Here is a 16,454-nt window from a genome sequence, read left to right on the forward strand (position 1 = left end):
TTTAAGGTTTTTGCCACCACATCAATGTGTTCACATCATCAGGACCCTGAGCTGCTAGAACATTTTTGTAATTAGTTGGGTTAGTTGATTGAGCCAGTATCGGATAATATAAACGTACTGGCATTTTTCCTCCGTTTAATAAACTTGAACCCTTTGGAAGTAAAGGATGTCCTGTTCTTCTATATTCAAACCATTGTTGAAAGTCAACCAGAAATAGAGAGTAATATTTTTGCAAATGGATCAGCTCAAGTTTGCTGTTGGATCCCACGGCTTTATTATCGAGAGGTAACGCGTTGTTCCAGTTGAAGTCTCCTTTTAAAGCATAATTGCGCACTGCGGCATTGTCGCCTGCATTATATAAAGCTGGAATCCAATAGTTAATTCCATCTGCAATACCTTTGTAGTAATAAGTATCACCTGTCCCATTGATCCACCCTCTTGCAGCAGCTTCAGCGAGTATAAAATCTACTTCAGCTACAGTCATTATTACACCGGTGTAAGGGTCTGTTTGGAGCGACAACGGACTCCCTGATTGCGCATCTGAATAAAAATACGCTTGTTTTGTCGGCGCTCCGCTGCCTATTGGATAGGCACTTGGAATACCAACGTACCCTGCTGCACCCGCGGCAATACCCCATCTGTTAATGTTATTTCTTCCGTAAGCGGGGTCTAATCGCGGATCAGCCCAGGTAGTGAGGTTGTTGATGAAAAAGTCAACAATCGCCGGTGTTCTGAAATCGGCAGGCCTTACGCTAACCATAAAAGGTGAAGAATAAAGTGCTGTACTGCTGTTTGTACCATTCCATAGAATTTTTGCAGTATGTGTATTATCCTCCATAATAGGGTATTTTCCCGGATTAGTATCCACAATTTCTTTGATCTTTGCTATTGCCTGTGCACTGGCTTCTGCTTTCCCTGAAATACGAAGCAATAAACGTAGGTACATTGAATTTCCGAACCTGCGCCATTTTGAAATATCTCCGTTATAAATTGGATCACTTTCCGCTACAATAGCTTGATTCGCAGTAAGTAGTGTGTTAGCCTCTTCAAGTTTTGTTAATAATGATGCATATATATCCTTTTGTCTATCAAAAGCAGGTTCAAGCAATCCAAATTTACCTTGATTTGCCTCTGTATATGGAACATCCCCATAAGTATCAGTCAGTAATTGCATTGTCCACGCTTCCGCAATCCTGGAGATTCCCTGATAGGAGGTATTAATCGAGGCCGGATCACTCGCGATAGTATTTATATCTTTGATATTAGTCAGTTCCGAATACCAGGAATTCCACATCGCGTCAGATAATGCTCTTCTTATATCGTACCGGTAAATCCTGCCTTCTAGCACTTCATCAACAGTTGAAACCGAAACCTGCATCAATTCATTGTTAATGCTTCTGTTACGAATTAAGTTTGCACTCATTACATTGGTTAACGTTGGTGCCAGTAGCTTATCTGCAGTCACACTAGGTACACCAATCGGATCTGTGTTAATTTTATCAAAGTCTTTCTTACAGGAGATGAATGTCATCCCAATACTCAGTAAGAAAGCATACCGTATAATATTGTTATTCTTTTTCATTTTTATTATTAGTTAATTCCCACAACTAAACGCGCCCCAAAAGTTCTTGTAGATGGTAATTGTCCCACTTCAAAGCCCTGAACGATATCGCTTCCTGATATGGTACCGAACTCAGGGTCAAAAGCAGGCCATGGCGACCAAGTGAAGAGATTACGTCCATATACACCAACCGTTATGCGGCTTAAACCCAAACTGGCAACAAGTCTTTTGGAGAGCGAATAATTCAAATTGGCTTCCCTAAACTTCAGAAAGTCAGTTCTGAAGGTACTCCCTTCAGCATTTTGCGATCCGTACATCGCCTCATAAAATGCGCCTACATCAGTTGCAACGGTCGTATTCGGACTATAAGTTATGCCGTCCGCATTTAATGTTACACCCTCACCTACTAAACCACCATACCTTCCTGGTAATGTTATTTTTAGTTTACCCAAACCAGCCATACGGGCGAAAGTTAAAGAGTGTGCAACGGCACCAAGTTGTGCATCAAATAAAACATTTGCACTAAACCTCTTAATCGTTACGCCTGTTCCAAAACTGAATCTGAATTTAGGCATAGTATTTCCTAGATATTTTAACTGTGTTTGATCTACTATAGCCTTACCTGTGTTATCATAAATGATTTGTCCGTCTGGAGAGCGTTTTAAACCAAAACCATAAATATCACCTAAACTTCCCCCAACATTCGCTACAATCTGGGTGCCTCCAAGTGCACCTGTGCGAAGAATCACTGAACTATCGGCCAATTCTTTGATCGTATTTCTATTCGCAGAGAATGTTCCGTTAACTGTCCATTTAAATGATCTCGTTTGAATTGGTATGGCATTTAACGATAGCTCAATACCTTTATTATCTACACGGCCGGCATTGAATATCGCAATCGAGTAACCGGTAGCACGATCGATTGAACGACTTAATATCTGATTCTTGGTGTTTCCGGTATAAGCGGCAAAATCAAAATTTAATCTGTTCTTAAATAATTTTAGCTCCGCACCTACCTCTATTGTGGTAGTTGAAAGGGGCTTTAGGTTAATGTTTGGGAGGATGGTCGGATTTGTCATCGCTCCACCCGGATAAATTCCGTTTGCAGCTAGTGTGTAATTATAGGCAGTACGGTAAGGTGTTGTTCCGCCGCTCCCTACCTGAGCAATTGATCCACGTAATTTAAGGTAGCTAATCTGAGATGGAAGCTTCCAGAAATCTGAAGCAATAAAAGATAAACTTGCTGATGGATAAAAGAACCCTACATTATCAGTACGGAGAGGTGATGCCAGGGTACTGTTCCAATCCTGTCTGCCGGTTAAATCCAAAAACAAATAGTTTTTGAGTGACAAGGACATCGTACCATACAAACTATTAATATTGTATCTAGCAGTATCAGGTACAGATATCAACGGGTTTTGATTGTTATCGAGACTATATACACCTGGAATTACCAGGCCATCTGCCCGAAGTTCAGATTTGTAATATCGGTTTCTCAGCTGGCTTCCGCCAACTGTTGCAGAAAGCTTAAAATCCTTAGTAATATCTTTGTTATACCGCAACAAGAAATCTGCGTTAATCTCATAAGAGTTGATATCCTGAACGCGATAAGACCCTTGTGCAAATTTAGCCCCGGCAGCATCCCATGGCCTGCGGGTTTCCCGGATATCATGATTGAAATCGATTGAAGACCTTACTAATAAACTTAGCTCGTTAGTAAACTTGTAAGTTGCCTGGATATTCCCTAAAATTCCGTTTCGTCTTTGTCCGTTTAAATATTGTTCTGAAATGGCATATGGACCCTCAGGAAAACTTGAGGTTAAATCTACAAACTTTCTTTGTTCCTGACCGGCCACCCAATAGTCTTTAAACCAATCAAGATTCATGTTTGGATGAGCAAACATAAACCAGTACATCAATGATTGATTACCATAGCCTGTTGCAGGAAGATTATCACTATGCCTGTTGTTGTAGCTAGCCTTCATCACAATGTTTAGTTTCTTTGATACATTGCTGTTTGCTGATAACGAAAGTGAAGTACGTTCCAAATTAGTATTGGGGATGATCCAGTCGTTATTACCATGGTTGGCTGTGAAACGCAAGCCAACTTTTCCTGCATTACCATCAAGACTTACAGAATTCGTGGTTTCAATTCCTGTTTTAAAGAATGCATCCAGTGCGTTGGGATAGGCAACCCAAGGTGTACGGTTTGTACCACCTTTCTGCGTAGCAGGGTCGTATTGGAAAAACATACTGGTGCCATCAAACCTAGGCCCGTAAGTTGAACTTGTAGCACTATTACTTGCTCCATCTGCGCTTGCGCCAAAAGAATAATAACTTGCTCCGCTTACGCCTGCACCATATTCCTGCTGGATATCCGGCCCCCGGTTAATCTCTTCGAAGGCAGTGTTGGAGGTGAAGTTAATGCTGAACTTCTTTTTACTGCTACCTGCTGATTTCGTGGTAATCACAATTGCACCATTAGCGCCACGTTGTCCGTAAAGTGCAGAGGCCGCCGGGCCTTTTAATACCGTAACATTCTCAATTTCATCCGGACTTAAATCATTCAGTGCGCTCCCAAAATCAGTTGGTAGAATATCACCTGATGTACCATATACGCCACCACCCGTTCCGGCTGTACGCTTAGCACTACTACTGGCCACAACACCATCAATCACAATTAATGCCTCATTATCGCCCGTTAGATTGTTTTCCCCACGAAGAATAATTTTATTCGATGCAGCCAGTCCGCTATTACGTACCAGATTTAACCCAGCAACTTTACCCGATAATGCATCGGTCCAGTTGGTAGCAACAGCGTTTGTAAAAGCAGAACTATCTAAGGTGGTAACAGCATATCCTAAAGCTCTTTCTGAACGTTTAATACCCAACGCTGTAACCACAACATCATCCAGCGAATTATCCGATTGCTTCAGTTGAATGTTCAGCTTGATTGTTCCTCCGGTAGAAACGTTTACGTTTTGAATCTTGCTTTTCTCATAGGAAATGTAACTTGCTTCAATTGTATATGATCCCGCAGGTACGCTAATACTGAAGTTACCATCATTATTGGTTTGAGTAAGCTTGTTCAATTCTACAACCTTAACAGTTGCTGCCGGTATAGGTTGCTTATTTTCATCCAATACCTTCCCAGTAATAGTTCCTGAAGTTGTGCTTCTGGCGATAATGAGTACATTGCCGCTTGCGTTAACCTTAAAATCGAAAGGAGTGTTTTTTAAAAGAAGACCGAAAACCTCTCCTACGGAGCGTTCACCCCGGGCTACATACACTTTTCTTTGATCATTTAACTGCGTATTGTTATAGCTGATACTACGGCCACTTAGCTTTTCCAATTCTCCAAAAGCCTTCTTTAACGTAATTCCATCTGCTTCAAACAGGATCCTCTTATCTATCTGTGCATTGGCCAGTTGAACTTGCAGCAATATCATAGCAAGTAAAATGGTGAGTTTTGATGCGTACTGATGGATAATTTTTAACCATCTCGTATTAATTTTCATATTTTTACTAAGTTTTACTTTGTCGTTTTAAATGGAGTTTAACTCTTTACAGGCCTGAAATGTGTCCAGCATTTCGGGTATTTTCCTCTGGGTAAATTTTAAATCATGTTTGGTTTTTTAGGTCTCTAATAAATGGTTATCTTTTTTCCATAGATGGTGTATTTTAAATTGGATAACTGTGCAATCATATCCATAAGTTGTATTACCGAACATTTATCAAACTTTGTTGTCAGTTTAATATGTTTTAAGGCTTGGTTTTTAAAAGTGATATCAACATCATATTCACGCTCAATTACCTTCATAATTTCCGATAATGGCTGATCGTAAAAAACCATTTTATAAACCCGCCACGAATCAATTTCATCAGCATCCAGGTTTGATTTCTTGATCGATTCTCCGTTATTCAATACACTCAATTGCTCATTTGGCAATAAGTAGGTTACATGTTTTGTTTTTCCCCTACTGAAAACCACACCTACCTTTCCCGTCTTTACCGTAATCTTTACTTTATCTGCACCATTGTACCAATTAACATTGAAAGATGTTCCAAGTACCGAAGTGGCTACTTTTCCGCTGTAAACTATAAATGGTTGTTTAGGCCTGTGCTGCACATCAAAAAACGCCTCGCCCTCCAGATAAACTATTCTCTTTCCTTTATCGAAGTTTTCCGCATATTTTATTTTGCTGTCACCATTTAGGTAAATACTCGAACCATCCGGCATGGTTACCAGTCGCTTTTGTCCCTTTGGGTTGTAGATCTCATGAAAAACAATTGGTGCTTTTGTCCTTACATAGTATTGTTGAAAATAGATGATGGAAACAGAAAAAGTGACAATAATTGCTGCAGCTATCAAGAGCAATTGCTTAAACGATCGTGTATTAACAGGTACATTTACGTCAGGCTCTTGTAAAATAAGTCGCTGCTGAATTTTAGCCCAGCTTTGCTGTTGTTTTTGCGGCGCCTCAAAAAAGCTATCTGCAGCTTCATAGGATTTAACCACCTCCCTAAAAATTTGCTGGTTCTCCTTGCTTTTATCCACCCATAACATCAAATCAGCTAGATCTTCGCTGCTGATGTTCTTCTTGGTGAAATCCTCAATTAATTTGTAATAATGTTTATCCATGTGATAGCGTTGTTCTAACACTAAGACAGGATTATGGTCGCTTCTACGTAGCGAAACTGGTTAAGATATTATTAAGAAACCGTTAATTGTTTTTGAATGGTGGTTGTGCTGGGGAATTAAATAGTAGAACTTTGGTTAGGACGGGAGATGAGTGTTCTTAGATTTTTAACCGCTTGATAAAGTAATGTTTCAACAGTCCTTATAGTGATCCCCAACACTTCAGATATGGTACTCTTTTCGAACATTTCAAGGCGGCTCATCAACAGCACCTCTCTTTGGCGCTCCGGTAACTGATGAATAAGGTCGATAATTTCCTTGTATGACTCACGGCTGCTTAATAATTCATAAGGGTTCAGCCGTTCATCCGAAATGAGTAAGCTTTCTTCGTGATCATCAAGGCGGGAGGTGTCTAGTTTAACACGTTGAATTTCATTAAGTGCAGTATTTCTTGCTGAAACGAAAAGATATTTCTTCAAAGAGATAATTTCAATCGTCGCACGTTTATCCCAGAGTTTGATAAACAAATCCGCAATAAGTTCTTCGGCCTTACTATAATCATTTAAATAAATAGAAGTAAACTTGCATAACTGACTATAGTACCGCTCAAAAAGCGACTCCAGAGCACGCGCATCATTGCATTTTAATAAAGACATCAGGTCTTCATCACTCTTTAGAATATACTCCCTCATTTGTACGCAAATGTAACCCCGCAATATTATGCCAATGTTAAATTTATTTGGCGCTTAGGTTATGGAAGTATTAATTTTGTTAGGTTTGAAACACGTATCGCGCGTACATTTTACTGATTGAATACCACCGTTCTAATAATATAAGCATAGCTATGGGAAAAATGGTGAGCGAAATAGCATGATATAAATTAAATATATAGGCCGATATAAATACGATACGGATAAATTCAAGGTAGTAAATCCATTTCCGCTGCTCCAGCAACGCACCAATATTGATCAGCGTAAGTAACGCAAAAAGAAGTGCCGCAATCCGATCTGCCGGCCCAATCGATCCAAATAATGCAGTTAGCAGCGTAAGCAAAGCCACGACCCCAATAAGCTGTATATTTAAATATATCTTGAATCTGATTTTGCCAGACTTGTTTTGTTTGTTTTGAGCAAAACGACGCTCTAATACAGGCCGAATATTCTGATCCATTAATGCAGGACTGCCGAAAACTGCATTCCATTTTTCTTTAATTCCTTTCCCTCTGCGGTATGCTTCAGCAATTTCAAGATAGTAGTGAAAATGCTGCCATAAAAAACTGTAGCTCTTAATTGGATGCGTCAATCCGTAACTCGGTTTTTCTTCTTCCTGTTGAAATGTCCCAAATAATTTATCCCAAAACACAAAAACGTCACCATAATTCTTATCAAGGTACTGTTCGTTAGATGCGTGATGCACCCCGTGTAGCGAGGGTGTAATGAATATATTTTCGAGCCAGCCCAGCTTACCAATCAACTGAGTATGTGTGAAAAAAGAATAAGCTCCGTGTACCAGCAAAATGGTAATAATCATATTAGGATGAAATCCGATCAACGGCAATACACACCAGAAAACGTTCCTGAAAATGGCTTGTATCGTGGTAATTCTTGCAGCGGCAGTCAGGTTAAACTCTTCACTTTGATGGTGTACGATATGTGCCGCCCATAAAAAATTGATTTCATGCCCCAGTCTGTGATACCAGTACCATACAAAATCTGTAGTCAGTAAAAGCAAAATCCACATATACCACTTATTGCTGATATCTAAAAGAGCATACTCGTTATATACCCAGCGGTATACCTCGTAAAAACTTGCTGCTATAAACAGATTAAGCAACCGCTCTGCAATGCCAACGCTAAAGTTTGCAACGGAACTTTCGTATTTAAAAATACCACTCCTGTTTTTATATTTGGCTATTTTAAATTCTATGTATACGAAGATAAAAAAAGCTGGAATTGCAAAAGCCAGATAGTTGATAGTCATATATTGCTGGTATCTTTAAAAGTTAAACGAAGCAAACTTAAAAATATTCTACTAAATACGTAGATATTGTGTATTATTTATTTACATATAAATTACTTCCCTCACCAATTTATATTTGTTGTTTAGAATTATTTGCAGAACTTCGGCGCACACAATTTAATAACCATGGTGACTAAAACACAAGCTGGAAACAACATCCTGTCCATTGATATTGGCGGTACGAGCATTAAATCGGTTCTTTTAGATGAAGGTGGGAACATGCTTAACGAATATGTAAAAACTAAAACGCCAGTCGAAGCCACACCGAAGGACATTGTAAATGGTATTGTGGAATTGGTGAAGCCTTTTCCCGATACGTATAACAGGATTTCCATAGGATTTCCGGGTTACGTAAAGAATGGTGTCGTTAAAACCGCTCCTAATCTTGCTAAAAACAAATGGGCAGATGTCGACCTGGCCCAACGCGTTGCAAATGCACTAATGAAACCTGTGAGACTCGTCAACGATGCAGATCAGCAAGGACTTGGCGTGGTTGAAGGTAAAGGTTTTGAAATTATGTTTACCGTAGGTACAGGCTTCGGAACCGCGTTATTATTTGATGGCGAACTACTTCCTCACCTGGAACTGGCTCATTTTCCGATTAATAAAGAAGAAGATTACGACGACTATATCGGCAACCGCGCATTTGAAAAACATGGTAGCGAACGCTGGAATAAACGGCTGAAAAAAGTAATTGAAATTTATAAAACTGTATTTAATTACGATACCCTTTATATCGGTGGTGGAAACTCTAAACAGATTGATTTTAAACTTGAAAGCAACATTAAACTGGTTACCAACCGAGATGGAATCAAAGGCGGTGCTAAGCTTTGGAAACTGGCAGATAAGTATAATATCTTTACAGTAAATCCAGAAGTGTAATTTGTACACTATCAAATAAGATTTATTGCATTCATTTAACATCAATGCATAAAATATTGATTTGTAAACCCTAATTTTGACTATATAATAATAATGAAAAATGGCAAGTAACGATTTAAAAAAATATAAATTGGGAATGATCGGTTTAGGCACAATGGGCCGCAACCTTTTATTAAACATGGCTGATAAAGGCTTTTCTGTTACAGGTTACGATAAGGATCAGAAAATGATCGCTAAACTTGAAGAAGAAGGAAAAGAACATAACCTGGAAGGATTTGGTGACATTGAGAAATTTATTGATAGCTTACAAACTCCAAGAACGTTAATCCTATTAGTTCCAGCCGGACCAATTGTAGATAGCGTTATTGCTGAATTGAAACCGCTTTTGAGCAAGGGTGATATCATTATCGACAGCGGAAATTCGCACTTTACAGATACCAACCGTCGTGTTGATGAACTAGAAAAAGATGGCTTACACTTCTTCGGAATGGGTATTTCTGGTGGTGAGGAAGGTGCACGCTTTGGCCCTAGTATGATGCCGGGTGGAGATAAACAGGCTTATAATGTAGTAAAAGAGGTTTTTGATGCAGTAGCAGCCAAAGTTGGTACCGATCCTTGCGTAACCTACATCGGCCCGGGCGCTTCTGGTCACTTTGTTAAAATGGTACACAATGGTATAGAATACGCCATTATGGAACTCCTTGCCGAAGCATATGGTATTCTTAAAAACGGATTAGGTTATTCAAATCAGGATATTTATCAAGTATTTAAAAAATGGAATGAAGGCCGTTTGCAATCATTCTTGCTGGAAATTACCGCAGAAATCTTTTTAGTAAAAGATACAGAAACTGAAAGTGATCTTTTGGATGTCATCAAAGATGAAGCACGTTCAAAAGGGACAGGTAAATGGACTTCTGAAGTATCTATGGAACTTCAGTTGCCGATACCTACCATTAATGAAGCGGTTTCCAATCGTGACTTGTCTAAATTCAAAAAACTAAGGGTCTCTTTAGAAGAAGGATTTGGAAAAAAAGACACAAAAATCGATGTTACAGTGGCTGAGTTGGAAGATGCTTTCTATTTCTCCATGATCAGTGCGTATGCACAGGGTTTACACCTGCTAGTACAGGCATCCAAAGAATATCAGTACGATTTGAAACTTGACGAGATCGCAAAAATATGGAGAGGCGGATGTATCATCAGAGCAACATTCTTAGCTGATATTTATAAAGCCTATGGCAAAGACAATGCTTTAGAGCATTTATTTGCCGATGCCGACATTCAGAAAATCATTAAAGGTACACTTTCGGGAACGCGCAAAACTGTTACTGCATGCATCAATTCAGGTCTGGGCATTCCAGCTTTTGCCTCTACCCTTACCTATTTTGATACCATTACCACAGGTAGAATGCCATCTAATTTAATACAGGCACAGAGAGATTTCTTTGGTGCTCATACCTTCGAACGTATTGATAAAGATGGCGTGTTCCATGCAGAATGGAACAAACCAGCATAATTCACAGAAGACTCACGAAGCTTTACATAAAATGAAAACCAAAACCGCATTAAATCCTACAATATTTGTAATATTTGGAGGTACAGGTGATTTAAATAAAAGAAAACTTGCTCCTGCGCTTTACAACCTGTTTATTGAAGGTTACATGCCAGATAAGTTCGCCATAATTGGAACGGGCAGAACTGAATTTACTGATGATAGTTATAAAACAGCTCTGGAAGAAGCGGTTAATCAATTTTCCAGATCTGGCAAGGTTCAAAAAGAAAAATGGGACGACTTTGGAAATACCATCCATTATTGCCCTACCGACTTTGCACAACCGAAAACATTTGAAAATTTAAAGGCTGCTGTAGAAAAATATCAAAAAGAATATGGTGCGGGTACACAGGTAATTTTCTATCTGGCTGTAGCACCGAATTTCTTCCCGATCATTGCTGAATGTCTGCAGAAATATAAACTTACGCAGGATGAAGATAATAGCCGTATTGTTATTGAAAAACCTTTCGGTCACGATCTTGAATCTGCTAAAGAATTAAATACCCTATTGAGTACCATCTTCACCGAGAAACAGATCTACCGTATTGATCATTATCTGGGTAAAGAAACGGTACAAAATATGATGGCTTTCCGCTTCGCCAATGCGTTGTTCGAACCACTATGGAACAGATCGTATATTGACCATGTTCAGATTTCGGTAACAGAACAATTAGGTGTACAAGATCGTGGAGGATACTATGAGGGTTCCGGTGCATTAAGAGATATGATCCAGAACCACCTACTTCAGTTACTTTGCCTTATTGGTATGGAAGCACCAATTAATTTTGATGCCGACGAAATTAGAAACCGGAAAGTAGAAGTTTTAAAAGCAATGCGACCGTTCTCTGCTGAAGATATTCGTTTTCACACTGTGCGTGGCCAATACAGCAAAGGCTGGGTGGAAGGAAAAGAAGTTCCAGGTTACCGTCAGGAAAAAGGTGTCGATGCTCATTCAAATACTGAAACTTTTGCCGCAGTTAAATTCCATATCGATAACTGGAGATGGCAAGGCATTCCTTTTTATTTAAGAACAGGTAAACGCCTTAACCAAACATCATCTTTAATCACTGTTCAGTTCAGAGATGTTCCACATCAGATATTTTCTTCAGGTGTTACTGAAAACTGGCAACAAAATCGTCTGGTAATCAGTATTCAGCCAGAAATGAGTATCCGTTTACAAGTTCAGGCAAAAAGACCAGGTCTGGATATGGTACTAAACCCGGTTGATATGGTATTCGATTATAAAGGAACTTATGAAGGTGATACCCCAGAGGCTTACGAAACATTATTACTCGATGCTATGATGGGCGATCAGACGCTGTTTATGCGTGGCGATCAGGTGGAAGCTGCCTGGGAATTAGTCATGCCAATTTTAAATACCTGGGAAAGCAAAAAGTCTATTAACTTCCCTAACTATCCTGCAGATAGCTGGGGCCCTGAGGAAGCTGAAGCGCTTATTGCCAGAGACGGTTTCCACTGGTTCAACCTCCCGTTAAAAAACAAAGAATAGCATAGACAATGAATTTATTAATATATAAAACCCTCGAAGAGCTTAACCAGGATCTGGCCGATTTCGTAATCAAGATTGCAGAAATGTCGATCGAAGAAAACGATCGTTTCAATTTTGTGCTCACCGGAGGAAGCTCACCAAAAGCACTGTATCAATACCTAGCTACCGAATGCCAGCACCGTATTGATTGGGAAAAAGTCTATTTCTTCTTCGGTGATGAAAGAAACGTTCCTGCCGATCATAAAGACTACAATGGCCTGATGGCAAAAACATATCTTCTTGATCCGCTTGGCATCAATGAAGATCATGTATTTTATGTAAATACCTCACTGGCACCAGAGAAGGCGGCAATTGAATATAAAAAAGCAATTGATACCCATTTCAAAGGTGAAGATCCTGCCTTCGATTTAATTCTTTTAGGCATGGGTGATGATGCACACACTGCTTCAATTTTCCCTCATACAACGCTTGTGAAAAATGAAGAGGTTAATATCGCATCGGTATATGTAGAGAAACTCGATACATATCGCATAAGCTTTACTGCCCCCCTAATTAATAAAGCAGATCATGTTGCATTTCTTGTATTTGGCGAGAACAAAGCAGAAGCAATTAAGCATGTGGTGGGTGATTCCGAAAAAAACTTCGACCTATATCCTTCCCAGTTAATTGATCCGATTGATGGCAAGCTTACTTTCTTTGTTGATGAGAAAGCAACAGCACTTTTGGAAGGATAGAAATACCTTTCATCCAGAATAATTGTTTTTTAATGTGAAAGACAATAAAAGTATTGATGAAATGTTAAATGATAAAACGGAATATAAGTTTATTCCGTTTTTTTTATTTATCAAGATTCTCAAATTGGCGATATAAAACTGAATCCCTTAAAATCAATGATTGCTATCGAAGGACAATCAAAATGCGCCTTTGTAACACAGTTTGGTAAAAGTTTTATCCATGTTGTCTTTCCATTTAACCAGGCTTATGAGGATAACCTGTGCTTTACAAAAATTGTACAGGTCCCGGGTAAAGATCAGTTTAACAACTATTTCCGGCTCTTTTTACAGATGATATAAATGGTGAAGTGAAAAACGTTATGCAAATGGCATATAAAGGTTCGTAAATGTGAATTAGGTTTATTCACACGGTATCACTTAAAAAATAAACTTTTGTTTAGTATATCTCTATCTGTTTGTTGAAGTATCGTGTTTGGAAATGTGAGGTAACCAGTCCACATGACTGCTAAACTACTTTAGTTATCGGGGTGTGGCAAGCCGAAGGCATGACCGAGCTCATGTGCACCACCACCTACCCATCGGTTCGGATTTAGGTTTTTTCATCAGGCCGAATTAGTCTAACTTTTCCTCAATAAGCAACTTAATAATGCCATCAGCCATACCAACCTTAGGTACATATATTTGCTTAATGCCTGTCCACTTCATTAATGTTAAATAAATTTCACATGCAGGGATAATCACATCTGCACGATCAGTATTTAAACCTAAAACATTAATTCTCTCTTTAAGTGAATAGCTTGTAAGCTTATTATACAAAGCATTAAGTTTTTGCAAAGACATTGGAGCCCCTTCTTTTTCCTCACTCATCCTGAATAGTTTGTTGATGTTCCCTCCCGTACCTATAGCAGCTAGGTGTTTATATTGCTTGGTATGTTCCTTAACCCATTCCCTCATTTCGTCCCAAGTTTCTTCCTTATCCTGATTATCGAGCATCCTGATTGTCCCGATGTTAAATGATCTCGATGCCTCTGGAACACCTTTTACAAATACAGATAGTTCCGTACTTCCGCCGCCCACATCTATATACAGATACGTCTTGCTGTCATCAAGGTCCGCTTCAATGTGGTTGGCATAAATAATATTAGCTTCACGCTGGCCCTCTATAATTTCTAATTTGAGATTTGCTTGCTCCTGAATTTGCTGTACAATATCCAAGCCGTTACTGGCTTCACGCATCGCTGATGTTGCACAAGCCAGGTATTCTGAAACATGATAAACATCCATTAAATGCTTAAAGGCTTGCATTGTTTTAATCAGATCACCTGTTTTCTTTTCTGAAATATGCTTGTCTAAAAACGCATCATCGCCCAATCTTAAGGGTACGCGTATCAAAGTGTTCTTCTTGTATTTATATTCCCCGTCTTGTTTGCTGATATCGGCGATGAGTAATCTCACTGCGTTTGAACCAACATCTACAGCTGCGTATCTTAACATTAGGATTGGTGCTTGGTTTTTAAATAATTGTAAATATCTACCTGGGCTCTTATCTTTTTACTTTGCCTGTTTTTATGGTATTTATTGCTATTTGTAGCATTGATTTGCCGCGACTTGGTGTTATCCTGTAACTGCAGGTCTATCATATCCTGTATCTCCTGCTTTACTTCAGGATCAAGTACCGGGAAACCCACCTCTACTCTGTGCTCAAAATTTCTGCTCATCAAATCAGCTGAAGATAAATACATGTCATTTTTCCCATTGTTACTAAAAATGTAAACACGCGCATGTTCTAGAAATTTATCAATGATACTTATTGCGGTAATGTTTTCGCTAAAGCCTTTAACCCCTGGAACCAAACAGCAAATACCGCGAATAATAAGCTGAATTTTCACACCGGCGTTACTGGCATCATATAACTTATTGATAATACCTTCATCAGCTAAACTGTTTACTTTGAGCATGATGTAGGCAATTTTACCTGTCTTTGCGTTTCTGATTTCTCTGTTAATGAAGTTGATCAGTTTTGATCTGCTCTCTAATGGTGATACAATCAGGTGCTTAAAACCTTTGGTAACTGTTCGTTTAGAGAGTGCATCGAACAATTTGACCAGATCGTTAGTGATTTCTTTTCTGGCAGTAAAAATACTATGATCACAGTACAGTCCGGCAGTTTTTTCGTTGAAGTTTCCTGTGGCTAAATTGGCGTAATAAACAGGTCTGTCTTTCTCTATACGCTTTACCAGACAGATTTTAGAATGAACCTTATAATCAGTTAAACCATAATTTACCTTCACCCCCTCTTCCATCAGTCTCGTTGTCCAGAAAATGTTAGCCTGTTCATCAAACCGCGCTTTAAGCTCCACCAAAACGGATACAGATTTTCCATTCTTTGCTGCATTAATCAGGGCATTGATGACTTTAGAGTTTTCAGCAAGTCGGTATAACGTGATTTGAATCTCTGTTACCTTTGGGTCTATCGCAGCTTCACGAAGAAACAAAATAATATAGTCGTAAGACTGATAAGGCAAATTAACCAGATAGTCTTTCTTGGCAATTTTAGCAAAAACACTTTCTGTACGGTGTAACCCATGAACCTTCAATGGAACGTTAGGCATGTATTCAAGCTCCTTTTTACCAACATTAGGAAACGCAATAAAATCTCCGAATTTATGATACCTGTTCCCGGGGATCAAGCTCTCAGCTTCAAGTTTGAGCTTGTTAACCAACACAGTAAGCATATTTAGTGGCATCGCCGAATCATACAGTAAACGCATAGGCTTGCCTTTTTTACGTTTCTCCAGGCTGCTTTTCAAATCCTCGATAAATTTATCGTTGATATTTTTATCAATATCGAGTTCAGCATCCCGGGTAAGTTGAATCGAATAAGCTTCAAGGCTATCGTAAGTAAATACGTAAAAAATATCATCCAGGCAGTAACGGATGATGTCTTCTGCCAGAATGATGAACTTCAAATCGTTCGTTTCAGGAAGAACCAAAAATCGTGGAAGATTTGGGGGAATTTCAATGAGTGCATATTTCTCCCTTACCTTATGCTCATTCTTTGATAACTTGACGAAGAAATATAAGTACCGGTCTTTCAGCTCAGGGAAAGGTTTATCCATATCCACCATAATGGGAACCAGATTGGATAAAATCTTATCTCTAAAATGATTTTTAACAAATTCTCCTCTGCTTACGTTAAGTTGTGTGTCGTTTAAAATGAAGATTCTGTTTTGAGCCAGTTCATTAATCAATGTAGCCTGAAATAACTGATCAAATTTACGCTCCTGCTTTACTACAATGTTTTTAATTTCATTAAGAATCTTTTTCGGGTTAAACCCAAGAAGGGCTTTAGCTTTATCATTGAGGTTGGTCAGCCGGGTCATTGTTGCTACACGTACCCGGTAAAACTCTTCCAGGTTGGAGGAAAAAATAGATAGAAACTTTATCCGCTCAATAAGCGGCACAGTCTCGTCGGCTGCTTCCTGTAACACCCTGTCGTTAAAATATAACCAGCTTATTTCTCGGTTAAAAAAAGGAATCTTCTCTTTGCTCATGTA

Annotated in this window: 11 protein-coding genes; 4 read left to right on the forward strand and 7 right to left on the reverse strand. The window is 39.0% G+C overall.

Annotated elements, in window-relative coordinates:
* Position 1: 1 nt before the first annotated feature.
* The 5 genes from R2Q80_RS09565 to R2Q80_RS09585 all read right to left on the reverse strand — a co-directional run bounded on the left by R2Q80_RS09565 (position 2) and on the right by R2Q80_RS09585 (position 8,180).
* On the reverse strand, positions 2 to 1,582 hold the full coding sequence (locus R2Q80_RS09565) for a SusD/RagB family nutrient-binding outer membrane lipoprotein (RefSeq protein WP_316799380.1): 1,581 nt from the start codon (positions 1,580 to 1,582) through the stop codon (positions 2 to 4).
* Positions 1,583 to 1,590: 8 nt separating this feature from the next.
* Positions 1,591 to 5,079, reverse strand: coding sequence for a SusC/RagA family TonB-linked outer membrane protein (locus tag R2Q80_RS09570; RefSeq protein ID WP_316799381.1), 3,489 nt, complete (start codon positions 5,077 to 5,079; stop codon positions 1,591 to 1,593).
* Between the two features lie 125 nt (positions 5,080 to 5,204).
* The gene (locus tag R2Q80_RS09575) at positions 5,205 to 6,203 is read right to left on the reverse strand and encodes a FecR family protein (protein WP_316799382.1); all 999 of its coding nucleotides are present in this window, start codon (positions 6,201 to 6,203) and stop codon (positions 5,205 to 5,207) included.
* A 116-nt stretch (positions 6,204 to 6,319) separates the two neighbouring features.
* Positions 6,320 to 6,892, reverse strand: a complete 573-nt coding sequence (locus R2Q80_RS09580) for an RNA polymerase sigma factor (RefSeq protein WP_316799383.1) — start codon at positions 6,890 to 6,892, stop codon at positions 6,320 to 6,322.
* Between the two features lie 79 nt (positions 6,893 to 6,971).
* Positions 6,972 to 8,180 (reverse strand): sterol desaturase family protein, encoded by a 1,209-nt coding sequence (locus R2Q80_RS09585; protein WP_316799384.1) that lies wholly within the window; start codon positions 8,178 to 8,180, stop codon positions 6,972 to 6,974.
* 165 nt (positions 8,181 to 8,345) lie between these two features.
* Here R2Q80_RS09585 and R2Q80_RS09590 point away from each other — a divergent pair, with 165 nt between their 5' ends.
* The 4 genes from R2Q80_RS09590 to pgl all read left to right on the forward strand — a co-directional run bounded on the left by R2Q80_RS09590 (position 8,346) and on the right by pgl (position 12,897).
* Positions 8,346 to 9,101, forward strand: coding sequence for an ROK family protein (locus R2Q80_RS09590; RefSeq protein WP_316799385.1), 756 nt, complete (start codon positions 8,346 to 8,348; stop codon positions 9,099 to 9,101).
* A 100-nt stretch (positions 9,102 to 9,201) separates the two neighbouring features.
* Positions 9,202 to 10,617 (forward strand): NADP-dependent phosphogluconate dehydrogenase, encoded by a 1,416-nt coding sequence (gene gndA / locus R2Q80_RS09595; protein WP_316799386.1) that lies wholly within the window; start codon positions 9,202 to 9,204, stop codon positions 10,615 to 10,617.
* Between the two features lie 31 nt (positions 10,618 to 10,648).
* Positions 10,649 to 12,163 (forward strand): glucose-6-phosphate dehydrogenase, encoded by a 1,515-nt coding sequence (gene zwf / locus R2Q80_RS09600; RefSeq protein WP_316799387.1) that lies wholly within the window; start codon positions 10,649 to 10,651, stop codon positions 12,161 to 12,163.
* 8 nt (positions 12,164 to 12,171) lie between these two features.
* A complete protein-coding gene (gene pgl / locus R2Q80_RS09605) occupies positions 12,172 to 12,897 on the forward strand; it encodes a 6-phosphogluconolactonase (RefSeq protein ID WP_316799388.1) in 726 nt (241 codons plus the stop codon).
* 612 nt (positions 12,898 to 13,509) lie between these two features.
* Here the strand turns inward: pgl and R2Q80_RS09610 are convergent.
* Positions 13,510 to 14,391, reverse strand: a complete 882-nt coding sequence (locus R2Q80_RS09610; RefSeq protein ID WP_316799389.1) for an exopolyphosphatase — start codon at positions 14,389 to 14,391, stop codon at positions 13,510 to 13,512.
* A complete protein-coding gene (gene ppk1 / locus R2Q80_RS09615; protein ID WP_316799390.1) occupies positions 14,391 to 16,451 on the reverse strand; it encodes a polyphosphate kinase 1 in 2,061 nt (686 codons plus the stop codon). The genes R2Q80_RS09610 and ppk1 overlap by 1 nt, the downstream gene beginning before the upstream one ends.
* Positions 16,452 to 16,454 lie beyond the last annotated feature (3 nt).

This window comes from Pedobacter frigidisoli (assembly GCF_032678525.1).
Taxonomy (GTDB): domain Bacteria; phylum Bacteroidota; class Bacteroidia; order Sphingobacteriales; family Sphingobacteriaceae; genus Pedobacter; species Pedobacter frigidisoli_A.